Source organism: Bradyrhizobium sp. SRL28 (assembly GCF_018596315.1).
Taxonomy (GTDB): domain Bacteria; phylum Pseudomonadota; class Alphaproteobacteria; order Rhizobiales; family Xanthobacteraceae; genus Bradyrhizobium.
Genome location: NZ_JAHEAG010000022.1, coordinates 64,050 through 89,760, shown reverse-complemented (window position 1 = coordinate 89,760; position 25,711 = coordinate 64,050). Strand labels below are relative to the sequence as shown.

General features: G+C 62.8%; 21 protein-coding genes. 10 read left to right on the top strand and 11 right to left on the bottom strand.

Annotated features, from left to right (window positions below; translation table 11 throughout):
- Positions 1-71: 71 nt before the first annotated feature.
- The 4 genes from KIP88_RS30935 to KIP88_RS30920 form a co-directional block, all read right to left on the bottom strand.
- A complete protein-coding gene (locus KIP88_RS30935) occupies positions 72-3,230 on the bottom strand; it encodes an efflux RND transporter permease subunit (RefSeq protein WP_214491917.1) in 3,159 nt (1,052 codons plus the stop codon).
- A complete protein-coding gene (locus KIP88_RS30930; protein WP_214491916.1) occupies positions 3,230-4,153 on the bottom strand; it encodes an efflux RND transporter periplasmic adaptor subunit in 924 nt (307 codons plus the stop codon). Before KIP88_RS30930 ends, KIP88_RS30935 begins: the two co-directional genes overlap by 1 nt.
- 159 nt (positions 4,154-4,312) lie before the next feature.
- Positions 4,313-4,990, bottom strand: a complete 678-nt coding sequence (locus tag KIP88_RS30925; RefSeq protein ID WP_214491915.1) for an OmpA family protein — start codon at positions 4,988-4,990, stop codon at positions 4,313-4,315.
- Between the two features lie 146 nt (positions 4,991-5,136).
- The gene (locus tag KIP88_RS30920) at positions 5,137-6,609 is read right to left on the bottom strand and encodes a caspase family protein (RefSeq protein ID WP_214491914.1); all 1,473 of its coding nucleotides are present in this window, start codon (positions 6,607-6,609) and stop codon (positions 5,137-5,139) included.
- 529 nt (positions 6,610-7,138) lie between these two features.
- On the opposite strand from KIP88_RS30920, the gene KIP88_RS30915 reads away from it, so the two are divergent.
- Genes KIP88_RS30915 through KIP88_RS30905 form a run of 3 tightly spaced genes read left to right on the top strand, consistent with a single transcriptional unit; the run spans position 7,139 to position 9,211 of the window.
- Positions 7,139-7,945, top strand: coding sequence for an N-acyl homoserine lactonase family protein (locus KIP88_RS30915; protein WP_214491913.1), 807 nt, complete (start codon positions 7,139-7,141; stop codon positions 7,943-7,945).
- Between the two features lie 12 nt (positions 7,946-7,957).
- On the top strand, positions 7,958-8,848 hold the full coding sequence (locus KIP88_RS30910) for an NAD(P)-dependent oxidoreductase (RefSeq protein ID WP_214491912.1): 891 nt from the start codon (positions 7,958-7,960) through the stop codon (positions 8,846-8,848).
- Between the two features lie 18 nt (positions 8,849-8,866).
- Positions 8,867-9,211: a RidA family protein gene (locus KIP88_RS30905; RefSeq protein WP_214491911.1), complete on the top strand. Its 345-nt coding sequence runs from the start codon at positions 8,867-8,869 to the stop codon at positions 9,209-9,211.
- Positions 9,212-9,389: 178 nt separating this feature from the next.
- Here KIP88_RS30905 and KIP88_RS30900 read toward each other — a convergent pair whose 3' ends face one another.
- Positions 9,390-9,905 carry a MarR family transcriptional regulator gene (locus KIP88_RS30900; RefSeq protein ID WP_308163679.1) on the bottom strand — a complete coding sequence of 172 codons (516 nt, stop codon included), beginning with the start codon at positions 9,903-9,905 and terminating at the stop codon, positions 9,390-9,392.
- Between the two features lie 136 nt (positions 9,906-10,041).
- Between KIP88_RS30900 and KIP88_RS30895 the strand changes: the two genes are divergently transcribed.
- The 5 genes from KIP88_RS30895 to fahA all read left to right on the top strand — a co-directional run bounded on the left by KIP88_RS30895 (position 10,042) and on the right by fahA (position 15,698).
- Positions 10,042-11,655, top strand: a complete 1,614-nt coding sequence (locus tag KIP88_RS30895; protein ID WP_214491909.1) for an FAD-dependent oxidoreductase — start codon at positions 10,042-10,044, stop codon at positions 11,653-11,655.
- 10 nt (positions 11,656-11,665) lie between these two features.
- Complete coding sequence (locus KIP88_RS30890) at positions 11,666-11,890, top strand: DUF2783 domain-containing protein (RefSeq protein WP_214491908.1); 225 nt, start codon at positions 11,666-11,668, stop codon at positions 11,888-11,890.
- A 33-nt stretch (positions 11,891-11,923) separates the two neighbouring features.
- Entirely contained in the window at positions 11,924-12,880 is a 957-nt protein-coding gene (locus tag KIP88_RS30885; RefSeq protein ID WP_214491907.1) for an MBL fold metallo-hydrolase, read from the top strand.
- 2 nt (positions 12,881-12,882) lie between these two features.
- Entirely contained in the window at positions 12,883-14,229 is a 1,347-nt protein-coding gene (hmgA, locus tag KIP88_RS30880; RefSeq protein WP_214491906.1) for a homogentisate 1,2-dioxygenase, read from the top strand.
- 197 nt (positions 14,230-14,426) lie between these two features.
- Positions 14,427-15,698, top strand: coding sequence for a fumarylacetoacetase (fahA, locus tag KIP88_RS30875; RefSeq protein ID WP_214491905.1), 1,272 nt, complete (start codon positions 14,427-14,429; stop codon positions 15,696-15,698).
- Positions 15,699-15,834: 136 nt separating this feature from the next.
- Here the strand turns inward: fahA and KIP88_RS30870 are convergent, their stop codons facing one another.
- Entirely contained in the window at positions 15,835-16,146 is a 312-nt protein-coding gene (locus tag KIP88_RS30870; RefSeq protein WP_214491904.1) for a DUF1272 domain-containing protein, read from the bottom strand.
- Positions 16,147-16,230: 84 nt separating this feature from the next.
- Complete coding sequence (locus KIP88_RS30865) at positions 16,231-16,698, bottom strand: Lrp/AsnC family transcriptional regulator (protein WP_214491903.1); 468 nt, start codon at positions 16,696-16,698, stop codon at positions 16,231-16,233.
- A gap of 122 nt (positions 16,699-16,820) precedes the next feature.
- On the opposite strand from KIP88_RS30865, the gene hppD reads away from it, so the two are divergent.
- Positions 16,821-17,939 (top strand): 4-hydroxyphenylpyruvate dioxygenase, encoded by a 1,119-nt coding sequence (hppD, locus tag KIP88_RS30860; protein ID WP_214491902.1) that lies wholly within the window; start codon positions 16,821-16,823, stop codon positions 17,937-17,939.
- 111 nt (positions 17,940-18,050) lie between these two features.
- On the opposite strand, the gene KIP88_RS30855 is transcribed toward hppD, so the two are convergent.
- From KIP88_RS30855 to KIP88_RS30840, 4 genes are all read right to left on the bottom strand, one after another.
- Positions 18,051-19,157 (bottom strand): CaiB/BaiF CoA-transferase family protein, encoded by a 1,107-nt coding sequence (locus KIP88_RS30855; protein ID WP_214491901.1) that lies wholly within the window; start codon positions 19,155-19,157, stop codon positions 18,051-18,053.
- 161 nt (positions 19,158-19,318) lie between these two features.
- On the bottom strand, positions 19,319-20,119 hold the full coding sequence (locus tag KIP88_RS30850; protein ID WP_214491900.1) for a xanthine dehydrogenase family protein subunit M: 801 nt from the start codon (positions 20,117-20,119) through the stop codon (positions 19,319-19,321).
- Between the two features lie 15 nt (positions 20,120-20,134).
- Complete coding sequence (locus KIP88_RS30845; protein WP_214491899.1) at positions 20,135-22,474, bottom strand: xanthine dehydrogenase family protein molybdopterin-binding subunit; 2,340 nt, start codon at positions 22,472-22,474, stop codon at positions 20,135-20,137.
- Between the two features lie 84 nt (positions 22,475-22,558).
- Positions 22,559-23,044, bottom strand: coding sequence for a (2Fe-2S)-binding protein (locus KIP88_RS30840; protein WP_214491898.1), 486 nt, complete (start codon positions 23,042-23,044; stop codon positions 22,559-22,561).
- Between the two features lie 526 nt (positions 23,045-23,570).
- Here KIP88_RS30840 and KIP88_RS30835 point away from each other — a divergent pair.
- Positions 23,571-25,541: a methyl-accepting chemotaxis protein gene (locus KIP88_RS30835; RefSeq protein WP_214491959.1), complete on the top strand. Its 1,971-nt coding sequence runs from the start codon at positions 23,571-23,573 to the stop codon at positions 25,539-25,541.
- Positions 25,542-25,711: the final 170 nt, after the last annotated feature.

Here is a 25,711-nt window from a genome sequence, read left to right as displayed (position 1 = left end):
TTGAACTCGTCATAGCGACGGCGGTCCTCCCCGATATCAAGAAGCTCCTGCCGCATCTCGGTACGCCCCGCTCACTTCGCCGCAGGCGACATCGCCGGGGGCACGGCAGGCGGGCCCTTGGCCGGCGGTTCGTGATGATCCGCTCCGTGAGCCGCTTCCTCCGTCTCGCCGCTTGATACCAGCAGCTTCTGGCCAAAACGCCAGCATAGGGCGCCGAGATCGTCCATCACCATGAACATCGCCGGCACGAACACCAGCGACAGGATGGTGGAGAATATGAGACCGCCGATCACGGCGAGCGCCATCGGCGAGCGGAATTCACCGCCGGCGCCGAACGCCAGTGCTGACGGCATCATGCCCGCGGCCATCGCGATCGTCGTCATCACGATCGGGCGCGCGCGCTTCATACCGGCGTCGATCATGGCTTCTTCGCGCTTCTTGCCCTCGCGGATTGCCTCGACCGCGAATTCGACCAGCATGATGGCGTTCTTGGTAACGATACCCATCAGCATCAGGATGCCGATCCACACTGGCGTGGTCAGCTGCTTGCCGGTCAGCAGCAAGGCCGCGATCGCGCCGCCGATCGAGAGCGGTAGCGAGAACAGGATGGTGATCGGCTGCAGGAAGGTGCCGAACAACAGCACCAGCACCGCATAGACCATCATCAGGCCGGCAGTGATGGCGGTGGCAAAGCCTTCCGACAATTCGTTGAGGCTTTCGGCGTCGCCCGACGGACTGACCTTCACGCCCTTCGGCAGGCTCTTCATGACCGGAAGGTCGTAGATCATCTTGGTGGCGTCGCCGAGCGCTGCGTTGCCGACGAGATCGGCGGCGACGGTCGCCTGCCGTTCGCGGTCGTAACGGTTGATGCTGGTTGGGCCCTGATCGAGCTGGATGTCGGCGACGACGGACAGCGGCACGCCGCCGCGTTCGCCGCGCTGGCCGAGCGGCACCCGCAATTGCTGCAGCATCTGCAGGTCGCTGCGCGCGCTGTCCTCGAGCTGGACGCGGATCGGCACCTGGCGGTCGCCGGCATCGAATTTTGCCAAGGCCGGTCCGACGTCGCCGATGGTGGCGACGCGAATCGTTTGCGAAAGGCTCTCGGTCGAAACACCAAGCCGCGCCGCCAGTTCGGCGCGTGGCCGGATGCGTAGTTCAGGCCGGTCGAGCGAGGTTTCCGAGATCACGTTGGCGATGATCGGAATCCGCTTCATCTGCGTCGCCAGCTCGCTGGCAACATTGTTGACGATATTGCTGTCGACGCCGGTCACGACGAGTGAAATCGCGCGAAGGCCGTTTTCGTCCAGGAACCAGAAGCGAATGTCAGGAACATTTTCGAGTTCCTGGCCGATCTCGAGCTCGAGCTGCCGCTGGGTGATCTTGCGATCGCCTTTCGGCGTGTAATTGATGATCAGCGCGGCGCGGCGCACCTCCTGCGTGCCCGGCGGCACCCGACCGCCGTCGACGAAGATGCTCTTCACTTCGGGGCGCTTGCGCAGGCGCGCGACGATTTCTTCCGTTACCTTCTCTGTATAGGCGAGCTGCGTACCCGGCGGCAGCTCCATCGCAAGCAGCGAGCGTGCGGTGTCCTGCGCCGGCAGGAAGCCTTGCGGCAGCAGCGTGATGCTCCAGATCGAGGCTGCGAACACGCCGAAGCCGATCAACACGGTGATGAAGTAGTGCTTCACCGACCAAGTGACGAGCTTGGTGTAGGTCTGCAGGATGCGCCCGGGCGGCGGGTCCTCGTGCGGGTGATCCTTCAGGAAGTAAGCCGCGAGCACCGGCGTGACGAAGCGCGCGGCGAGCAGCGAGAAGAACACCTGCACCGATACTGTGATGCCGAACTGCTTGAAGAACTGCCCGGCAATCCCGGACATGAAGCTGGCGGGAGCAAAGATCGCAATGATGGTCAGCGAGATCGCGATCACGGCGAGGCCGATTTCGTCGGCGGCTTCCAGCGCGGCGCGATAGGGCGATTTGCCCATGCGTATGTGGCGCACGATGTTTTCGATCTCGACGATGGCGTCGTCGACCAGAATGCCCGTCGACAGCGTGATGGCGAGGAAGGACACGAGGTTCAGCGAGAAGCCGAGCAGGTCCATCGCCCAGAACGCCGGGAAGATCGACAGCGGCAGCGAGATTGCGGCGATGATGGTGGCTCTGATATCGCGCAGGAACAGCAGCACGACGATCACCGCGAGGATGGCGCCTTCGAACAGGGTCGAGATCGCGGCATCGTAATTGCCTTTGGTGAATTCCACCGAGGTATCGATCAGCTTCAAGTCGACATCGGGATAGGCCGCTTTCAGCGCTTCGATGCGCTTCTGCACGGCGGCGGCCACCACCACGTCGCTGGCGCCCTTGGAGCGCTTGATGCCGAGCGCCACGACAGGCTCGCCGTTGAAGCGCGCAAAGGTCCGCCGATCGGCGATGGTGTCGGTGACGGTGCCGAGATCGTCGAGCCGCACCTCGCCGCCGCCGAACAGCGGGATCATGGTGCCGGCGAGTTCGTTCAGCGTCTTGGCGCCGGCGAGCGTGCGGATCGCCTGGTCGTTCTTGCCGATTTCGGCGCGGCCGCCGGCGAGGTCGACATTGGTGCCGCGCAGGATCTGGCTGACATTGACGGCCGTGAGCCCCGCCGCCTGCAGCCGGTCGGGGTCGAGCGAGACGAGGATCTCGCGCTCGACACCGCCGATACGCTCGACTTGCGCCACGCCGCGCACGCCCTGCAATGCGCGCTTGACGACGTCGTCGACGAAATAGGAAAGCTGCTCCGGCGTCTTGCCGGGCGAGATCGCAGCATAGGTGACGATCGGCAGGCCGATCACGTCGACGCGCTGTATCAGCGGTTCGTTGACGTTTTGCGGCAGGTTGGCGCGAACGCGGGTGACGGCGTCCTTGACGTCATTGAGCGCGCGATCGGTGTTGGTCTCCAGCGCGAACTGGATCGTGGTCACCGACAGGCCGTCGGTGATCGACGAGGAAATATGCCGTACGCCCTCGACGCCCGATACGCCGTCCTCGATGGTCTTGGTGACCTGCGATTCCAGCTCGGCGGGAGCGGCGCCGAATTGCGCGACCGCGACCGAAATCACGGGGATGTCGGCGCTCGGCAACCGTGTCACCGCGAGCTTGGTGAAGCTGACCCAGCCCAGCACCAGGAGAATGATCGAAAAGACGATCGAAGGCAGCGGGTTCCGGATCGACCATGCCGAGATATTCAAAGCCATTAGCGTGCCCGCGTGCGCTCGAGTTCATCGGCGAACATGGTCTTGACCTGGTCGCCGTCATGCAAAGAGGTGCCAGCATCGGCCACGACGGTTTCGCCGACGTCGAGGCCTTCAAGAATTTCGGTGGAGGTTTCGGAGGTCAGGCCGACGCGCACTCTTCGCGTCTCGATGGTGTTGCCTTTCACGACCTGCAGCGTCAGGCGGTCGATGGCGGTACGCGGCACTGCGACGCCGCAGGAGCGCTTGGCGTCGATATTGGCGCGGGCAAACATGCCGACCTTGAGCGACGGATTGTTGTTCAGCGAAATCCGGACCTTGCCGAGCTGGGTGTTGCGGTCGATCTGCGGCGATATCTGCCGGACCTTGCCGACGACATCGGGCGCGTCGTCACGGCTGATGCGCACCGTAGCACCCGGATTGAGCTTGAGCAGATGAACGCTCGGCACTTCGGCCTCGAGCTCGATTTCATTGTTCACGGAAATGCGGAACATCGGGCCTGCCTGCGGCGACGCGGGAGCGCCGACCGCAGTCCTGACCTCGGTGACGAGGCCGGCAGCGGGGGCACGCAGCGAGATCGGCCCCTGTCGGCCGCCGGGGGCACCGGGCACTTGCGGCGGCGCGGTAAGGCGCGCCAGTTCCTGATTTTCGGTGACCATGTCACCTTCCTTGACGAACAGGTCGGTGACGCGGGAGCCTTCCTGATCGACGCCGACCTGCGCTTCGCGGCGCGGCACGATGAAGCCGGTGACCCGCACCATGTCGGAGAAGCAGGCATTGGTGGACTTGGTTACGATCACCGTGGCTTGGCCCGGCGTGACTTTCTCTTCCGCGCGCGGACGGTGCTCGAACCAGTAATAGCCGACCGCCAGAACGGCGACGAAAGCCACGCCGAGCGCAGGTTTGAGGTATTCGGAGAATTTCATCGCCGGATCAATCCAGACTGGAAGTCAAATCAAACAGGGCGCATCAGGCCGGCCGGCGACCTGCAATGGAGCCCAAAACGAATACGTCCCGCACGGGTGCTGCGGGACGTATTGTAGCCGGAAACTATTGGTCGGCGCCACGCCCTTACTTGCACGCCCTTATTTGGCTGCGTTCGACGCCGTGGCCTTGTTTTCCATGTTCACGACCTGGACGCGGCGGTTCACTTCCGCCATCGGCTGGCCCGGATCCTTCAGCTTGCTCTTGCCGTATCCGACGGTGACGAGATCGGTGCCGTTGATGCCATATTTGTCGACGAGATAACGCTTGATTGCGTCGGCGCGGCGCTCGGACAGATCCTGGTTATAGGCTTCGCCGCCGGCCGCATCGGTGTGGCCCGCCACCACGAAGGTCGAGCCTTTGAGGTCATTGTTGGTGAGCGCGCGGCCGAGCGCCTGAACTGACGGCAGCGACTTTGCGCTGATATCGGCCGAGTTGTAGTCGAAGTTGATCTCCAGATCGATCTTCGGCTTGTCCTTGACGATGGCGGCGATCTCCTCGCGCTCAGCGGTCGAAAGCGAACGCGTGGAGCGACCGCGGAACTTCTGGACGAACTTGCCCTCGGCGGCGGCTACTGCCGGGTCGACGACGGTTTGCGGTCCGGTAGAAAGGCCGCGGGTCAGCGGCTTCTTTTCCGGCGCCAGCGCGCGAACGATCTGATCCTCGGTGACGTTCTTGTCCTGGGCCAGGGCAGTTCCCGCACTGAGGGAAATTGCAGCGCCGAGCGTCGCAACCGAGACGATTGCGGTAAAGGTTTTCGCTGCTGAGATGTTTGCCATTCCAGTCCCCTCCTGCGGGCTTCCCACGCGGTTCCAACGTCATCCAAATGAGCCGCCGGACCTTGGATCGCGGCTGGCTGCTTTATCTTAGTCTGGACGCCCCGCCACAGGGTTCGAGTGGCCGCCAGCCTTTATCTAAAAAATCGTCACTGCACCCCGTAATCGGCGAATTCCTTGACGATATTGGGGTCCATCGCCTTCGCGTTGTTAATATCCAGGTCGCCTTCCGAAATCGAGCCGTTGCGCTTCTTGGCAAGCCCGCGACCGTACAGCGACGACGTCAATCTCGGGTTGATCTTGAGAGCGGCATCGAAATCAGCAATTGCATTCTTGTTCTGGCCGCTCTTCAGATTGACGAGGCCGCGGCTGTCGAGCGCATCGACGAAATTGGGTCGCAGCCGCAGCGCCTCGTTGCAATCCTTCAGGGCCGCCTGCAGGTCGCCGATCACCGTCCGCGCCCAGCAGCGGTTGTTGAAGGCTTCCACATCCTTCGGGTTCAGCCGCAGCGAATTGTTGAAGTCCTTGATGGCGAGTTCGTAGGCGCCCTTGCTCGCATAGACCTGCCCGCGCCGGTACAGCGCGGCTGCATCGTCCGGATTGTCGTTGAGCTTGGTGGTCAGGCTCTTGATGGTCGGATCGTCGGCAAGCGCGAGCACGGTCGGGCTGGGGCTCTCGACCGGCTTGGCCGGTGGCGGGGGCGGGGGAATTGCGGCTTCAACCGGTTTTGACGCCGCAGGCGGCGGAGACGGAGGTGCCGGTGCGGCCACCGGGGCGGGTGCGGGCGCGGGCGTAGGAGCCGCAGCAGGTGGCGGCGTGGGCGCCGTGGCCACCGGAGGCGGCGGCGGGGTCGTCGGCCGCGGGCCTGAGCCGCTGGGGATGAAGGAGAAATCCTCGGCCAGCGACGACGAAATCCACGGCACCTGTTCCTGGCGCGAGGCGCGGGTCACGCCGACTCGGGTGCGATTCAGCGTTTCTTCCGCCATCAAATCTGGGGTGCGGATTTCCTTCAGCAGTTCTTTGACGAACAGGCTGCGGTCGCTGCCATTGTCGGAAACGACGGACGAGAGCGCAGCCGAATACATTACCAGTGTGCCGTTCGGCGCAATCACCGGCGCAAGGCCGGCGGAAAAGCTGCGGAACCGGCGTTCGAACGGATTGCGCCTGGAGGCATCGATCAGCGCGATCTTGACGCCGGCGCCGCGGCTGTTGATCTCCCCCAGCACGGTCTCGAGGCTGAAACCGTCACGGCGGACGTCCGGCTCGGTCCAGATCTGGGCATCGACGGGGATCATGTAGCTCTGGCGGCTCGATTGCACGCCAAAGCCGGAGAAGAATATCAGCGCGACGGAGCCCGGCTTGATCTTGCCATACAGGCGCTCGAAGGCGCGGCGCATCTGCTCGCCGGTCAGGTTCTCGCCGATATCGACATTGAAGCCGTCGCGCTTGAGCTCTTCGGCGATGTCGCGCGCATCGTTGATCGGCTCCTTCAGCGGCGCCTCGGCGTCCGGATATTTCGCGTTGCCGATCACCAGCGCATAGCGCTCACCGGCTGCGAACGACGGGGCTACCGACGCGACTGAAAAAAACAATGTGAGGAGTAATGCGAGGCGGATTTTCATAATGTCGGCAGTCCAGATCACGGCAGTCCAGCCAAAATAGCGCCGATGCCAGCTCGCGCCGCGGCGACCATACTCTACGCTTTCGGCATTATCAAACCGCGCCCGCAGCCCGTCAACTGCTTGCGATCTCGTCACTAATTGCGACAATTGACCGCTACAGGGCCGGGGCGGATGACCGGAATAAAAGCGTCCGTTGCGACAGAACCACAGCTTGCGGTTTGGCCGGGTTACGGTTCCGATCAGGCCGACAACCGTGCGCGCATATCCCCGGCTTCGCATCCCGACATGACCGTCATACCCCGCGAAAGCGGGTATCCAGTACGCTGCGCTGCGGCCTGTCAGTTCTATCGCGGCCGTCCGCAAATGCTGGGTCACCACTTTCGCGGGTGGTAATGTGATGCCTCTCACATAGCCTTCTGCATTGTCACGCGGCTGCCATTCGCGCACCGCGTTTGACCTTTGCGGATGACAATGGCTTGTTGCCGGGATCGGCCAATCCAAACATCCAAGAAAAGAAAAAGTGACACCGATGGGAAATGCCTACGAAATCTACGCGCTGCGCTATGCGACGATGTCGCCGCGCACCCCCAATTTGAACTTTCTGATCCCCGATCCGCATGAGACCACGGCGCAGGATCTGGATTATTTCGTCTGGCTGATCCGAGGGGGCGGCCGCGACATCCTGGTCGACACCGGCTTCAATGCCGAAGAGGCGAAGGCGCGCTCGCGCAAGCTCACGCTCAATCCGGTAGACGCGCTGGCGAATTTCGGCGTTGCGGCCGACACGATTCGCGACGTGATCGTCACCCATTTGCACTACGACCACGCCGGCAATCTCGATCGTTTCCCGAACGCGCGGTTTCATCTGCAGGACCGCGAGATGAGCTACGCGACCGGGCGCTGCATGTGCAACGGCATGCTGCGGCATCCGTTTTCGGTCGAGCACGTCACCACGATGGTGCGCCATGTCTATGGCGAGCGCGTCACCTTTCATTCCGGCGACGGCGAAATCGCCCCCGGCGTGACGGTGCATCGCGTCGGCGGCCACTCCGATGGCCTGCAGGTGGTGCGCGTGGAAACCGCGCGCGGGCCGGTGGTGCTGGCGTCGGACGCGGCGCATTACTACGCCAACCTGCAGAAGCGCAGTCCGTTTCCGATCGTCTACAATGTCGGCGACATGGCGCAGGGCTGGGAAATCGTCGAGCGGCTGGCCGGCCATCCCGACCGTTTCATCCCCGGCCATGATCCGATCGTGAGCGAGATCTATCCGCGTGCCAGCGACAAGGTCGATGCGTTCGCGCTCCATCTGGCGCCGTCGCGATCGTTCGTGAAATAACAGGCGGTCGCGATGTCGGCGTACAAGACGATCGGCTTCATCGGCCTCGGCGTGATGGGCGAGCCGATCTGCCGCAATCTCGTGAAGAAGAGCGGCAAGCGCGTCCTTGCCTTTGATCTGTCGCCGGAGCCATTGGCGCGGCTGCGGGAAGAGGGCGTCGAGATTGCGGGCTCCGCTGCCTACGTGATCACGCAAAGCGATCTGCTGTTCCTGTGCCTGCCCAGCGCCAAACATGTTCGCGCGGTGTTCGAGGGGGATGGCATTCTCAAGAACGTCAGGAGCGGGCAGGTCATCGTTGATCTCGGCACGTCGTCGGTCAGCCAGACCCGCGACTTTGCCGGGCAGTTGCAGGCCAAAGGCGCAGCCTGGGCCGATGCGCCGATCGCGCGCACGCGTCAGGCGGCGCAGGACGGCACGCTCAGCGTGATGGTTGGAGCGACATCGGCGCTTTACGCCGATATCGAGCCACTGATCCGCTGCTTTGCGACCGACGTCACCCATTGCGGCGAGGTCGGCGCGGGGCAGGTCACCAAAATTCTCAACAACATGGTGCTGTTCGAAACCGTCAATGCTCTGGCCGAAGCGGTTGCGGTCGCAAAACATAATGGCGTCGATCCGAAGCTGCTGCTCGATACGCTTTCCAAGGGCTCGGCCGACAGCTTTGCACTACGCAATCACGGCATGAAGGCGATCGTGCCGGGCAATTTTCCGGAGCGCGCGTTCTCGACCGAATATGCGCTGAAGGACCTTTCCTATGCGCTGGAGCTGGCGTCCGACGCCGGCATCAAAATTCGCGGCGCGGAGCTGATCGGCACGGTGTTGCAGGAAGCCATCGATGCCGGTTCGGGGGACAATTATTTTCCTGTCATTGCGAAGCATATTGGTGGCCGCAACAGAGCCTAGACCTAAACGGAGACAGCCATGATCACTCGCTTTGCCGGGCTCACGCCCACCCGCAGCCGCGCCGTCGCTCACGATGATCTGGTTTTCACGGTGGCGGTCGCGCCCGATCCGGTCAGCTCGTCGATGTACGAGCAGAGTGCAAAAGCGCTCGCCCGAATCGACGAAAGCCTCGCGCTGTGCGGCACGGACAAGAGCAAAATCCTCTCGGCCATCGTCTATATCACCGACATCAAACGCAAGGGCGAGATGAACCGCGCCTGGGACGAATGGGTCGATACCAAGAATCCGCCGATGCGCGCCTGCATCGGCGTCGATCTCGAACCGCCGCATATCGTGGAGATCGTGGTGACGGCAGTGAAGTGAGCCGGCGAGCAGGCTCCGTCGCATCCGATCTCGATGAGGAGGGCGCGGCCGTCTCCCCGTCATTGCGAGCGAAGCGAAGCAATCCATATCTCCACTTGTGGAGGCATGGATTGCTTCGTCGCGTTGCTCCCTTGCGCAAACGCTCCGCGTTTGTCGCAGGCAATGACGGGGAGGGAGCTTAGTACGCTTCCTTCGCGTCCGCCTCTTCGCTGGTCTGCACCAGTTCGAGGCTTTGCTCGATCTTGCCGAGCAGCCGCGCGAAATCGCGCCGCTCCTGCGCGGAGAGGGATGACAGGATTTCCTGCTCCTTGCGCAACAGGCGCGGGATCAGTTCTTCGTAAAGCGTTACGCCCTTGCGCGTCAGGCGCAGGCGGAATTCACGGCGGTCGTCCTCGTTCTCGACGCGCTCGACGATCTGCCGCTTCATCAGCGACGTGACCGCGCGACTGATGGTGGATTTATGGGTACGGGTGCATTGCGCGATATATTGCGCGCTGCAGGCATCGTGGCGGAAGCCGAGCGTTGCCAGCACGCGCCATTCCGGAATGTCGAGCCCGTAGCGCGTCGCATACTCGACCGAGAGCGCCGAACTGACCTCGGCCGCGAGCCGGTTCAGCCGGAACGGTACGAATCCGAACAGGTCCAGCCTGGCGCTGCGCTTCGACGCGCTCTCTTCTCGCGGGCCGGCAGCCACTTCGCTGGAAGACGCTTTTGGCAAAATCGCTCCAATTTGAGTTGACGCCGGACCCGGCACGGGGTTTAAGATAGTTGCAGATGCGACTAATTTAGCAGGGTCGCACGCCCTTGGCTAGTCACGGGGTTGAGCCCGCATGGCGCAGACTAAAACCCAGTTCGGCTATCGCCGCCACCCCGATCAGGATCGGGCGGGTGCGAACCTGGCTGAGCATCCGATCGTCGTGGTCGGCGCTGGTCCCGTGGGGCTGTCATTGGCGATCGACCTGGCGCAACGCGGCCAATCCGTGGTGCTGCTCGACGACGCCGACCGCATCGGCGAGGGCTCGCGGGCGATCTGCTTCTCAAAACGCTCGCTCGAATTCTGGGACCGGCTCGGCATCGGCCAGCGCATGGTCGACAAGGGCGTGGTGTGGAGCGTCGGCAAGATTTTTCACGGCGAGCAGCAGCTCTACCAGTTCAACCTGCTGCCCGAGCAGGGCCACAAGCGGCCGGCTTTCATCAACCTGCAGCAATTCTATGCGGAGGCCTATCTCGTCGATCGCGTCGGCGAACTCCCTGCTATTGATCTGCGCTGGCGCAACAAGGTGACGGGACTCGAGCCGCGCAACGATTATGTGCTGCTGACGATCCAGACGCCTGACGGTCCCTATCGGCTGAATGCGCAATACGTCGTTGCCTGCGACGGCGCCCGATCCTCGCTGCGGCAGATGGTGGGTGCGGAATTCGCAGGGCAAGTATTCGAGGATCAGTTCCTGATCGCCGACGTCAAGATGACGGCCGCGTTTCCGACCGAGCGCTGGTTCTGGTTCGATCCGCCATTCCATGCCGGACGCTCCGCGCTGTTGCACAAGCAGCCGGACGACATCTGGCGGATCGACCTGCAGCTCAGCCGGCATGCCGATCCCGCAATCGAAAAGCTGCCGGAAAACGTGCGGCCGCGCATCGCGCGCATGCTCGGACACGACAAGTTCGATTTCGAGTGGATATCGCTGTACAAATTCCAGTGCCGGCGCATGGACAGGTTCATCCATGGCCGCGTCATCTTTGCGGGCGATGCGGCGCACCAGGTCTCGCCGTTCGGCGCCCGCGGCGCCAATTCCGGGCTTGAAGATGCCGAGAACATCGCGTGGAAGCTCGACCGCGTGCTGCGCGCGACATCACCCGAGACCCTCATCGACAGCTATCATACCGAGCGCAGTGCGGCGGCGGACGAGAACATCCGCGAATCCACCCGCTCGACCGACTTTATGGCGCCGGTGACACGACAGGAGGCGCGGCTGCGCCAGGCGGTATTGTCGCTCGCGAAGGAAACCGAATTCGGCAAGCGCATGGTCAATGGCGGGCGGCTGTCGGTGCCGTCAGTCTATGAGACGCCGCTGTCGACTGCCGATAGCGATGCGTGGCGCGGCGGCCCGCGGCCGGGCGCGTCGATGCTTGATGCGCCGGTCACAGGGCGTGACGGCCGCTCCTCCTTCCTGACCGAGGCCTTCATCGGGCAGGGAACGCGGTTCACGTTGCTGGAGTTTGGCAATGGCGCGGTGGCCGATGCGCCGGAAGGCATCGGCACGATCCGCGTCGGTGGCGAGAATGGCTTTGCGGACCCGCAAGGGTTTGCCGCCAAACGTTATGACGCCGAGCCCGGCACCGCCTATTTGTTGCGGCCGGATGGCTATGTGGCGGCGCGTTTCCGCAAGCCCTCGCGGCCGGCCATCGATGCGGCGCTGTCGCGCGCATCCGGTTTGAACTGAGGTCCTTGCGATGACGCTGTCGACCGCTTCGAATTTTGCCAAGCCCGACGACGCGTTCCGCGCCATCGTCGAGGCGCATCGGGGCTTGAGCGACGAGCAGAGCGCCGATCTCGACGCGGCGCTGGTTCTCGTGCTCGCCAACCACATCGGCGACATCGCCGTGTTGCACGAGGCCATCGCGCTCGCCAAGCGGCGGATGCTCGATGCGAGCCAGCAGCAGCAACAACAGCAATAATTCACGTCTCGAACGAAGTCAGGAATCGAATTGATGGCCAAAGGTTTCGCGTCCACCACGGATCTCGCCGAGAAGAAGATCACCTTCTCTGAAATCGGCACCGATCTTTACGCGTTCACCGCCGAAGGCGATCCGAACTCTGCCATCATCGTTGGCGAGGACGGCTGCCTCGTATTCGATGCGCAGTCGACACCGGCGATGGCCCATAAAGTGATCGAGCGCGTTCGCACCGTCACCGACAAGCCGATCAAATATGTCGTGCTGTCGCATTACCACGCCGTGCGGGTGCTGGGAGCCTCTGCCTACAAGGCGCAGGGCATCGTGGCGTCAGCCGAAACCCACCGGCTGATCAAGGAGCGCGGCCAGCAGGATTGGGATTCCGAGTATGGCCGCTTCCCGCGGCTGTTTCAGGATGCGCAGAGCATTCCCGGTCTGACCTGGCCAACGCTGACTTTTGAAGGCGAGATGTCGATCTACTTAGGAAAACGCGAGGTGCGGCTGATGCAGCTTGGCGCAGGGCACACCTCGGGGGACATCGTGGCCTGGGTGCCGGATGCCGAGGTGATGTTTTCCGGCGATCTCATCGAATATCATTCGGCCTGCTATTGCGGCGACGCGCATTTGCGCGAATGGCCCGCCACGCTGAATGAAATCCGCGCCTTCAATCCCAAGGCGATTGCGCCGGGCCGCGGCGATGCTCTGAAGGGTCTCTCGACCGGGCGCGACGCGATCGCGATGACGCGCGATTTCGTCACCTCGCTCTATGGCGCGGCGGAAAGCTCGGTCGCCAGGGGCCGCACGCTGAAGGAAACCATGGCCGCGACGCGCGAGGTGATGGACCCGAAATTTTCCAGCTTCGCCATTTACGAGCATTGCCTGCCGTTCAACGTCTCGCGCGCGTTCGACGAGGCGTCGGGAATCGACGATCCCATGATCTGGACCGACAAGCGCGACCAGGAAATGTGGGCCGCCCTGCAAGGAGGAGGATGACCATGAATATCAACACCTCGCCTGATGCGATCGTTCGAAGCTCCGCGCAACTGACGCCGGGCTACATGTCCGGCTTCGGCAACAGCTTTGAGACCGAGGCGTTGCCCGGCGCGCTGCCGATGGGGCGCAACTCACCGCAGCGCTGCGCCTACGGGCTCTATGCCGAGCAATTGTCAGGCTCGCCCTTCACCGCGCCGCGCGGCAGCAACGAGCGCTCGTGGCTTTATCGCATCCGCCCGTCGGTGAAGCATTCGGGCCGGTTTGAGAAGGCCGATGCCGGGCTGTGGCGCACCGCGCCGTGCCACGAATACGATCTGCCGATCGCGCAGCTGCGCTGGGACCCGGCGCCGATCCCTGGGGAGGACATGACCTTCCTGCAGGGCGTGCAGACCATGACGACCGCAGGCGATGCCAACACCCAGGCCGGCATGGCGGCGCATGTCTATCTCATCACGAAGTCGATGGTCGATCAGCATTTCTACAATGCCGATGGCGAGATGATGTTCGTGGCGCAGCAGGGCAATCTGCGCCTCGTCACCGAGTTCGGCCGCATCGATATCGAGCCGGGCGAGATCGCAGTGATCCCGCGCGGCGTGAAGTTCCGGGTCGAGATTCCGTCAGGGCCTGCGCGCGGCTATCTCTGCGAAAACTACGGCGGCGCGTTCACGCTGCCGGAGCGCGGGCCGATTGGCGCCAATTGTCTCGCCAATTCGCGCGACTTCCTTACACCTGTAGCGAGCTACGAGGACAAGGACACGCCGACCGAACTCTACGTGAAGTGGGGCGGTTCGTTGTTCAAGACCACGCTGCCGCATTCGCCGATCGACGTGGTGGCGTGGCACGGCAATTACGCGCCCTATAAATACGATCTGCGCACCTTCTCTCCCGTCGGCGCCATCGGCTTCGACCATCCCGATCCCTCGATCTTCACGGTACTGACCTCGCCATCGGAAACCGCCGGCACCGCGAATATCGATTTCGTCATTTTCCCGGAGCGCTGGGCGGTCGCCGAAAATACTTTCCGTCCGCCCTGGTATCACATGAACATCATGTCGGAGTTCATGGGGCTGATCTACGGCGTCTACGATGCCAAGCCGGAAGGTTTTGTTCCCGGCGGCATCTCGCTCCACAACATGATGCTGCCGCATGGCCCGGACCGTCAGGCGTTCGATCACGCCAGCAATGGCGAACTGAAGCCGGTGAAGCTGACCGGCACCATGGCCTTCATGTTCGAGACCCGCTACCCGCAGCGTGTGACCGCGCATGCTGCGAAATCGGCGACCTTGCAGGACGACTATGCGGATTGCTGGAAGGGTTTGGAAAAGCGGTTCGATCCAAACAAGCCGTGATCCTTACCCTCCCCTGGAGGGGGAGGGTCGACGCTCATGAAATGAGCGGCGGGGTGGGGTGACGGTCTCTCCACCTCCAACAGTGCCCGAGTTGAGACATCACCCCACCCCGTCTCGCATTTCGCTACGCTCATGCGAGCCGACCCTCCCCCTCCAGGGGAGGGTGAAGGAAATCGCCAAGCTACATCGGGAAAACCATGCCCCACCCCAACGATCCTAAACTCCGCTCCTTCATCGACGTTGCGCCCGATTCCCACTTCCCGATCCAGAATCTCCCTTACGGCGTGTTCTCCGCCAAGGACGGGCTCGCCCCGCGCATAGGCGTTGCGATCGGCGATTACGTGCTCGATCTCTGGCAGCTCGCACAGGATTGCCGGTTCGATGTCGTCGAGCCGGCGGTGTTCGCCGCATCGCAGCTCAATCCATTCATGGCGCTGGGGCCAAAGGTGTGGTCGAGCACACGCGCGCGGATCAGCGAGCTGCTGCGGCACGACCATCCCGAACTGCGCGACAATGAAGGCTTGCGCAAACGCGCGCTGGTGCCGATGGCCGACGTCAAGCTGCATCTGCCATTCGCGGTATCCGGCTACACCGATTTCTATTCGTCAAAGGAGCACGCCACCAATGTCGGCGTGATGTTCCGCGGCAAGGACAACGCGTTGCAGCCGAACTGGCTGCACATGCCGATCGGCTACAACGGCCGCGCCTCGACCGTCGTCGTCAGCGGCACGCCGGTGCGCCGGCCGCGCGGGCAATTGAAGCCGCCGACCGCCGATGTGCCGAGCTTCGGCCCCTGCAAGCGGTTCGATTTCGAACTCGAAATGGGCGTGGTGGTCGGCCAGCCGTCGGTCATGGGTGAAATGCTCACCGAGAAGCAGGCCGAGGAAATGATCTTCGGCTTCGTGATCCTGAACGATTGGAGCGCGCGCGACATCCAGCAATGGGAATATGTGCCGCTCGGCCCGTTCCAGGCCAAGGTGTTCGCGACTTCGATCAGCCCGTGGGTGGTGACGCGCGAGGCGCTGGAGCCGTTCCGGCTTCATGGCCCTGCGCAGGATCCAAAACCGCTGCCCTATCTGCAGCAGGTTCAGCCGAACAATTACGACATGGCGCTTGAGGTCGGCCTGCGCGCGGCGCAGATGAACGCGGCGAAAAATATCAGCCGGACGAACTTCAAGTACATGTACTGGTCGTCGGTGCAGCAGCTCGTGCACCATGCTTCAAGCGGCTGCGCCATGAATGTCGGCGATCTCTTGGGGTCCGGCACCATCTCAGGCCCGGAGAAGGACCAGCGCGGCAGCCTGTTGGAGATAAGCTGGAACGGCACCGAGCCGGTGGAGCTGGCCACGGGCGTGAAACGGACGTTCCTGGAGGACGACGATTCGCTCGTGATGCGCGGCTGGTGCCAGGGCGACGGCTACCGTGTCGGCTTCGGCGAAGTCGAGGGGACGATTTTGGCGGCGGAGTGATTTCGCCGCCGTCATCGCGAGATTCGTAGGTGCCGTAGGGTGGGCAAAGGAGCGAAGCGACGTGCCCACCATCCATCACCGATCGAGCCGTAAGATGGTGGGCACGCTTCGCTTTACCCACCCTACGGCATTTTGCTCATCTATCCTGCGGCGGAATATCCTTCAGCCTCGCCGAATGTGCCGCGACATCCTCGATGCTGTACTTCAAATGCACCCGCTTGTCCGAGGGCAACTGCTTGGTGACGCACACGCCCGGCCGCCGTTCGGTCGCGGGACGGATCGGCCGCGGCGCAAAACCGCCGCCGCAGTTCGGGCAGACATTGTGCAACTTGTTCTCCACGCAATCAGCGCAGAACGTGCATTCGTAGGAGCAGATCCGCGCATCCGTCGCATTCGGCGGCAGGTCCTTGTCGCAATATTCGCAGTTCGGCCGGAGTTGCAGCGCCATCGTCGCCTCGTGATCTGATTCCGAAGGATCATCGCAAATCAGACCGAAAACGCGAATGACAAATTTCCCTCGAATTGCGCCACGTCAGGACTTCAGCGGCAATTTCGCACTCTCCTTCAGCCGGTCGAGCACGATCGACGAGCGCACATGCGCGACGCTCTGGTGCGGCATCAGCACGTCGTTGACGAGGCCGGAGAGGTCCTTGAGGTCGCGCAGCACCACCTTCAGCACATAATCGGCGTCGCCGGTCAGCGAGTAGGCTTCCTGGATATCGTCGACCCGGTTGACCAGTTCACGGAATTTCTTGGCGTTGTCGGGCGAATGCGTTGCCAGCGTGATGTGGATGAAGGCGATCAGGTTGAAGCCGAGCGCCTCGCCGGCGAGGTCGGCGTGGTATCCCGCGATCACCTTTTCCTCCTCCAGCCGCATCCGCCGCCGCGAACACTGCGAGGCCGACAGGCCGACGAGGTCGGCGAGTTGCTGGTTGGTCAGCCGGCCGTCGTCCTGCAGGGCGGCCAGCATTTTGAGGTCGAAGGCGTCTACCGGGATCATGCGTAAATTGCCGCTTTGATGCACAAATTGTGCGTCATCATAGCCGAACGAAGCTGCATTTGCATGCACCTTGCGCGTGATCTGACCGATATTGATCCAGATCAATTTTCAGGAGAGCCGCCATGGGTCCGTTTCCGCACGACGCGCCGGCCGCCACCATCAGCGCCGACAACCCGATGGGCACCGACGGTTTTGAATTCGTCGAGTATGCCCACCCGAACCCTGAGGAACTGCACGCGCTGTTCAGGCTGATGGGCTATGCGCCGGTCGCCCGTCACAAGACCAAAAAGATCACGGTCTATCGCCAGGGCGACATCAATTATCTCGTCAACGAGGAGCAGGGCACTCACGGCCATGGCTTCGTCGCAGCGCATGGACCTTGCGCGCCGTCGATGGCGTTTCGCGTGGTCGATGCGAAGCAGGCCTATGAGCGAGCACTGTCGCTCGGCGCAGAGCCCGCTGATATTTCTTCCGCGCAGAAGACGCTCGACGTTCCCGCCATCAAGGGCATCGGCGGCAGCGTGCTTTATTTCGTCGATCGCTACGGCGCCAAGGGATCGGCCTATGATATCGAGTTCGAGTGGCTAGGCGCGAAAGACCCGCGTCCTGCGGGCGCCGGGCTCTATTACATCGATCACCTCACCCACAACGTCCATCGCGGCCGCATGGATGTCTGGACCGGCTTCTATGAAAAACTGTTCAACTTCCGTCAGATCCGCTTCTTCGATATCGAGGGCCGCGCTTCCGGCCTGTTCTCCCGGGCGCTGACCAGCCCGGACGGCAAGATCCGGATTCCGATCAACGAGGACGCCGGCGATTCCGGACAGATCGAGGAGTATCTCAACATCTATCGCGGCGAGGGCATCCAGCACATCGCCTGCGGCGCGCGGGATATCTACGGCACCGTCGAGACGTTGCGCGCAGATGGTTTGCCGTTCATGCCGTCGCCGCCGGATACCTATTTCGAGAAGATCGATGCGCGCCTGCCGCAGCATGGCGAAGACGTCGCCCGCCTGCAGCGTGACGGCATTCTCATCGACGGCGAGGGCGTGGTCGATGGCGGCCACACCAAGGTGCTGCTGCAGATTTTCTCGGCGAATGCGATCGGGCCGATCTTCTTCGAATTCATTCAGCGCAAGGGCGACGACGGGTTCGGCGAGGGCAATTTCAAGGCATTGTTCGAATCGATCGAGGAAGACCAGATTCGCCGCGGCGTGCTGAAAGTGGGGAATGCGGCGTAGGTTGTAGGGTGGGCAAAGCGAAGCGTGCCCACCATCGAGCGGCGTGATCGGTGATAGATGGTGGGCACGGCGCTTGCGCGCCTTTGCCCACCCTACGGCATCGAGATTATCCTACCGCTTCCACGCACTCGTGACGTCACCGATCTTCGCGACCTCCGGCTCGCGTATCGCCGAGGGCGTGCGCGAAAATCGCGGCGCGGGCGCCGGCTGAGTCACGCCGTGGCGCTCGACAAATACCTTGCGCGCGGCCATGTGCGGATGATCAGGCGCTTCCGCCATGGTCAGGATCGGGGCGAAGCAGATGTCGGTGCCCTCCATGATCTTGCACCAGTCCTCACGCGACTTGCTCTTGAACACCTTCGTCAGCTTTTCCTTCAGCGCCGGCCAGGCCTTGCGGTCCATCTGCGCGTCGAAGTCGGCGTCGGTCAGGCCGGCATGCTGGCGCAGCAGCGCATAGAACTGTGGCTCGATCGAACCGATCGAAATGAAATTGCCGCAGGAGCATTCATAGACGCCGTAGAAATGCGCGCCGCCGTCGAGGAAGTTCTGGTCACGGCCCTCGGTCCAGCGCCCGCTCGCGCGCATGTCGAAGAACATCGACATCAGCGATGCCGCGCCGTCGCACATAGCGGTGTCCACCACCTGGCCCTTGCCTGACTTCGAGGCTTCGAGCATGGCGGCAAGCACGCCAACCACGAGATAGAGCGCACCGCCACCGAAATCGCCGACGAGGTTAAGCGGCGGCACCGGTTTTTCCTTCGTCCCGATGGCGGCGAGCGCGCCTGTTATAGAGATGTAGTTGATGTCATGACCGGCGGCGTTGGCAAGCGGGCCTTCCTGGCCCCAACCGGTCATGCGGCCATAGACCAGCTTTGGATTGCGCGCGAGCACGACGTCCGGGCCGAGACCGAGACGTTCCATCACGCCGGGACGAAAGCCTTCGATCAGTGCGTCCGCACCGGCAAGCAGGTCGAGGACCTGCGCGATGGCAGCTTTATCCTTCAGATCAAGCTCGATGACCTTGCGGCCGCGCACCGCGATCGCCTTCAGGTTCTTAGCCGCGCCGACGCGGTCAAGCGTAACGACCTCGGCGCCCATGTCCGCCAGCAACATGCAAGCGAACGGGCCGGGGCCGATGCCGGCGAATTCGACGATGCGGAAGCCGGCAAGCGGACCGGAAGTGCGGGTAGCGGATTGGGTGGCTGGTTTGTCGAGCACTTGTTTTCTCTCCCAAGGGAAACGTCTTAATTAGTTGATTAGCTAACTTGTCCCGCCGAAGCGAGACCGTGGCAAGTCACTTTTGCCGAGAATCGAACCAAAATGAAAAAGCGGCGCGCATTGCTGCGCGCCGCTTTCGTGAAAGTTGTGTTCAGGCGCTATTAGCCCGCGGCGTCCACCGCGCGCTGCGCCATCACCTTCACCAGATTGGCGCGATAGTCCGAGGTGCCGTGGATATCGCTCATCAGGCCGTCGGCGGAAACCTTGACACTGTCGAGTGCGCCCGCCGCCCAATTTGCCTTCAGCGCCGCTTCGATCGCCGACACCCGCATGACGCCATCTTGCGATGCGCCGGTCGCCGCGACCCTGACCTCACCCGCCTTGGTCTTGGTTACGAACACGCCGGTCAGCGCGAAACGCGAGGCGGGATGGCGCATCTTGGCATAGCCTGCCTTGGCAGGAATCGGGAACGACACGGCGGTGATGATTTCGCCGTCCTCAAGCGCCGTCGTGAACAAGCCCTTGAAGAAGTCGTCCGCCGAAATCGAGCGCTTGTTGGTTTTCACGGTGGCTCCAAGCGAGACCAAAGCCGCCGGAAAATCCGCGGCCGGATCGTTATTGGCGATCGAGCCGCCGATCGTGCCGCGGTGGCGCACCGCGGGGTCGCCGAGGACCGAGGTGAGATAGGCGATCGCGGGGATCGACTTTTTCACTTCGGCGCTTTGCATGATGTCGAAGTAGGTCGTGGCCGCCTTGATCGTCAGCGTGTCGCCCGACGCTTCAATGCCGACCAGTTCCTTGATCTTGCCGAGATCGATCACATCGGATGGCGCTGCCAGCCGCTGCTTCATCACCGGAATCAGCGTGTGGCCGCCGGCCAGGTACTTCGAATCCGAACCCCTGGTGAACATCGAAACCGCTTCGTCGACTGAAGAGGGGCGGTGGTAAGTTGTCTGGTACATGATGTGTCCTCCCTCTCAGCCGTGAATCGCATGCCAGACGCGATCGGGTGTCGCGGGCATTTCGAGCTTGTTGTTGCCGATTGCATCCGTGATGGCGTTGATAACGGCCGCGGAAGCGCCGATCGCGCCGGCTTCGCCGCAACCCTTGACGCCGAGCGGATTGCCCGGACACAGCGTCGTGGTGTGCGACAGCTTGAACGAGGGCAGGTCATCGGATCGCGGCATGGCGTAGTCCATGAACGATGCCGTCAGAAGCTGGCCAGAGGAGTCGTACACCGCGCTTTCAAGCAGCGCCTGGCCGATGCCCTGGGCGAGACCGCCATGGACCTGGCCCTCGACGATCATCGGATTGATCAGCCGCCCGAAATCGTCAGCCGCCACGAAGTTGACGAAGGAGGTCTTGCCGGTCGCGCTATCTACTTCCATTTCGCAGATATAGGCGCCGGCCGGGAAGGTGAAGTTGGTCGGGTCGTAGAACGCGCCTTCCTTCAGGCCCGGCTCCATGCCGTCAGGCAGGTTGTGCGCGGTGTAGGCGGCAAGCGCGACCATCGGCAGCGCAATCGACTTGTCGGTACCGGTGACCTTGAACTCGCCGTTCTCGATGACGATGTCGTTTTCGGATGCTTCGAGCTGATGGGCCGCGATCTTCTTGGCCTTGGCCTCGACCTTTTCCATCGCCTTCAGGATCGCGGTGAGACCCACGGCCGCCGAGCGTGAACCGTAGGTGCCCATGCCGAACTGCACTTTATCAGTGTCGCCATGGACGATCTGCACCTGGCTGATGGGAATGCCGAGGCGTTCGGCGATGAGCTGGCAGAACGTCGTCTCATGACCCTGGCCGTGGCTGTGCGATCCCGTCAGGACTTCGATGGTGCCGACCGGATTGACGCGGACTTCCGCCGATTCCCACAGACCGACGCCGGCACCTAAGCTGCCGACGGCTTTCGAGGGCGCGATGCCGCAGGCCTCAATGTAGCAGGAGACGCCGATGCCGCGGAGCTTGCCTTCGGATTTGGCCTTCGCCTTGCGTGCCGGGAAGCCCGCGTAATCGATCGCCTTCATCGCGGAGTCGAGCGAGGCATTAAAGTCGCCGATATCATAGGCCATGATGACCGGCGTCTGATGCGGGAACTGCGTGATGAAGTTCTTGCGGCGCAACTCTGCCGGATCGACCTTCAACTGCCGCGCCGCGGTTTCCATCAGCCGCTCCACGACGAAGCTGGCTTCGGGCCGGCCCGCGCCGCGATAGGCGTCGACCGGCACGGTGTTGGTGTAGACGCTGATCACTTCGGCGAAGATGTTGGGGATGTTGTACTGGCCCGACAGCAGCGTCGCATAGAGATAGGTCGGCACCGAGGAGGAGAACAGCGACATGTAGCCGCCGAGATTGGCGTAGGTCTTGACCCGCAGCCCGGTGACCTTGTTGTCCTTGTCGAACGCCATCTCCGCCTTGGTGAGGTGATCGCGGCCATGGGCGTCGGTCAGGAAGGCTTCGGTGCGGTCGCCGGTCCACTTCACCGGACGGCCGACCTTCTTGGAGGCCCACAGCGCCACCATCTCCTCAGGGTAGATGAAGATTTTTGAGCCAAATCCGCCGCCGACGTCGGGCGCCACCACCCGCAGCTTGTGCTCCTGCGCGATGTTGTAGAACGCCGACAGCACGAGGCGCGCGACATGCGGATTCTGCGAGGTCGTGTAGAGCGTGAAATGCTCTTCCGGCTCGTTATATTCCGCGATCGCCGCGCGCGGCTCCATCGCGTTCGGAACGAGGCGGTTGTTGGTGATGTCGAGCGATATGACATTTGCCGCCGACTTGAAGGCTGCGTCAGTCGCGCCCTCGTCGCCGATGGTCCAGTCGTAGATCACGTTGCCTGGGGCTTCCGGGTGCAGTTGCGGCGCGCCCGGCTTGATCGCGGCGCTGATATCCGGAACGGCAGGCAGTTCCTCGTAATTGACGACCACGGCCTCGGCCGCATCCTTGGCCTGGTTCTTGGTCTCGGCGACCACCACCGCGACCGCCTGGCCGACGAAACGCACGGTCTCCGGTGCCATCGCCGGCCAAGCGCCCATCTTCATGCCCGTGCCATCCTTGGAGGTGATGGCCCAGCCGCAGATCAGATTGCCGATCTTGTCGTCGACGAGTTGCTGACCGGTCAGCACCCCGACCACGCCCGGCATATTCATTGCCGCTGAGGTGTCGATGCTCTTGATCCTGGCATGCGCGTGCGGGCTGCGGATGAAGTGTGCGTGGGTCATGCCCACCAGCTTGATATCGTCGACGTAGCGGCCCTTGCCGGTAATGAAACGGCGGTCTTCCTTGCGCACGACGCTTGCGCCAATGCCTTCAACGCCCATGTCCTGTCCTCCCAACCGGAGTTATTTGTTTCCCGCCATTCCCATCGAAACGCGGTGTCGAATTCGAAAATTGCGGGCCGGCGGCTATTCCGCCGCCTGCGCCACCTTCATGCGCCCGGCCGCATCGAGCACCGCCTTGACGATGTTGTGGTAACCGGTGCAGCGGCAGATGTTGCCTTCCAGCTCCTGCCGGACGGTTTCCTCGTCGAGTTGGCCGCTGTGGCGGTGCACCATATCGATCGCCGACATGATCATGCCCGGGGTGCAGTAACCGCACTGCAGGCCGTGATTATCGCGGAACGCCGCCTGCATGGGGTGCAGTTCGTCGCCTTTGGCAATGCCCTCGATGGTGGTGACGTTGGAGCCGGCCGCCTGGCCGGCCAGCACGGTGCAGGATTTCACCGCCCGGCCGTCGATGTGGACGACGCAGGCGCCGCACTGGCTGGTATCGCAGCCGACATGGGTGCCGGTCAGGTTCAGATTTTCGCGCAGGAGATGGACCAGAAGCGTCCGGTCCTCGACCTCGGCCGAGACGGCTTTACCGTTCACCGTCAGTTTGACTGTAGACACGCGTGGTACCTCCCCGATGTTTTATAATTATTCCAATTAGAAACACGGGAGAGGGAACTTGCAACTAGGATTTTGGGTAGGCCTGTCATTGTGATGACATTGGCGAGCGCGTGCAGCGACTCGCGACGCGAACTTCTTCTACCCTCCCCTGGAGGGGGAGGGTCGGTTCGCATGGAGCGAAGCGAAATGCGAAACGGGGTGGGGTGATCTCTCCACTCGGGCACTGTTGGATGTGGAGAGACCGTCACCCCACCCCGCCGCGCGTTCCACGCGCGTCGACCCACGAGCGAGCTTTGCTCGTCTCGGACCCCTCCAGGGGAGGGTAAGAGACGGTCACCGGCATCTCCTTGCCAACCTTTCCCGGATTTACCCGCCCTTATCCATTCTGCCTTAACTTTGCGCACCGGATTGGGGGCTGGGCCCCCGATGCCTGTTTTTCAGAACGAAAACGGGGTGTGACGTGCGATTTTTGAAGCGTAGCGGCTCGTCCTTCAAGCTCCCAACCCTGCGGTTCCGCGCCAAGATCATGCTCGGCTTTGCCGTCGTGCTGGCGATTTCGGCCGCCAGCATGGGGTTTGCCTATCTCGGATTCGAACGTGTTTCCGCCGTCGTGGATACCTACCGGCGCAGCGTGCAGGAGGCCGACCTGTCGCGCGACATCGATCGCGAACTGATCTCCTATCGCTCGCTCGCCCGCTATTTCGTGGCGACCGGAAAGGAAGAGGACGGCAAGGCGGCACTGGCGGCCGAAACCGGCCTGAAGGACGCGATCATTGCCTCGATGAAGGCAACCACCAACCCGACGCGGCTGGAGCAGGTCGCGAAGCTGGAACGGGAATTCCGCGCCTTCACCAAGATTTTTGCCGACATCCTCAAGGTCAAGGACGAGAGCGCGCGCATCGCGCAAAACCAGCTCACGCGCACCGGCAACTCGCTACGCTACAAGCTCTATGATCTCCCGAGCAATGCCGATGATGACGAAATGCCGGTGATCACGCTCGGCGCGAAGAAGGTGACCGAGCAGTTTCAGGCGGTCACCGGGCTCGCCAATACGTTCGTCGTCAATTCGGACAAGACGGTCGCAGCGAGCGCGCTGGCGCGCCTGAAATTCGTCGAGAACTCGCTGAAGGCGATTTCGTCGAAAAACGAAAAGATCGTCGAGGGGATCAAGGAAGTCGGGGGAATGCTCGAGGAATACCGGCAGTCGCTCGCCAAGCTGGTCGATAATGCCAAGGAGATCGATGAGCTGACGCTGGAAATGACGGAATCGGCCGCCGCCATCAACAAGGGCTCGGGCGCGATGAAGTCGGACTTGCTGGCCGATCAGAAGCGGCTCGAAGCCGAATCGGATGAGACCATCGGCGAGACCGAACGGCTGATCCTGATCCTGGCCGCCGGCGGCTTCCTGCTCGGCTGCGTCTGGGCGTTCCTGCTCGGCAAGGGCATCTCCAGGCCGATGACGGCGATGTGCAACGCGATGCGCAAACTCGCCGCCGGTAATTTCGAAGTCGTGCTGCCCGGCCTCGGCCGCAAGGACGAGCTCGGCGAGATGGCAAGCGCGGTCGAGGAGTTCAAGGTGCAGGCCATCGCCCGCGCCGAGCGCGACGCCGCCACCCAGGAAGCGCAGAACAAGGCGGCGAGTGCCGCGCGCCGCGCCGAACTCATTCGTTTCGCCGACGAATTCGAGACCGCGGTCGGCGCCATCGTCGCCAACGTATCGTCGTCGGCCGTGCAGCTTGAAGCCGCCGCCGGCACACTCACGCGCACCGCGGAGACCACCCAAAGCCTGTCCAGCCAGGTCGCCGGCGCCTCGGAGGAAGCCTCCACCAACATGCAGTCGGTGGCTTCGGCGACCGAGGAATTGTCGGCGTCCGTCGACGAGATCGGTCGGCGCGTCAAGGAAAGCAGCCAGATTGCGGAAGCCGCCGTCCGTCAGGCCGAACAGACCGACGGGCGGATCGGCAAGCTGTCGCGTGCCGCGCAGGAGATCGGCGACGTCGTCAAGCTGATCACGGCGATTGCCGAGCAGACCAATTTGCTGGCGCTGAATGCCACCATCGAGGCGGCGCGTGCGGGCGATGCCGGCCGCGGCTTTGCCGTGGTGGCGTCGGAAGTCAAATCGCTCGCCAGCCAGACCGCGAAAGCGACCGACGAGATTTCCAATCACATCTCGGGCATGCAGGGCGCCACGCAGGAATCGGTCGCCGCGATCAAGGAGATCGGCGGCACCATCGGAAAAATCTCCGACATCGCCTCGACGATCGCGAGCGCCGTCGAGCAGCAAAGCTCGGCGACGCAGGAAATCGCGCGCAGCGTCCAGAACGTCGCGCAAGGCACGCAGGAAGCCGCGACCAACGTCATGCACGTCAATCGCGGCGCGACCGAAACCGGCTCGGCTTCCGAGGAAGTGCTGAATTCAGCGCGCACGCTGTCGAGCGAAAGCACGCGCCTGCGCGAAGAGCTCGACCGCTTCATGGCGAATATCAGGGCGGCGTGATTCTCAGCTTGTAGCCCGGATGGAGCGAAGCGAAATCCGGGAGCGGTGTCGCGGATGTACTGACCCCGGATTGCGCTTCGCTCCATCCGGGCTACGAACTCGATCGCTTCATGGCGAATATCAGGGCAGAACTCCGAACGGTGGGCACGCGGCGTCTGTCATCGGGCGCG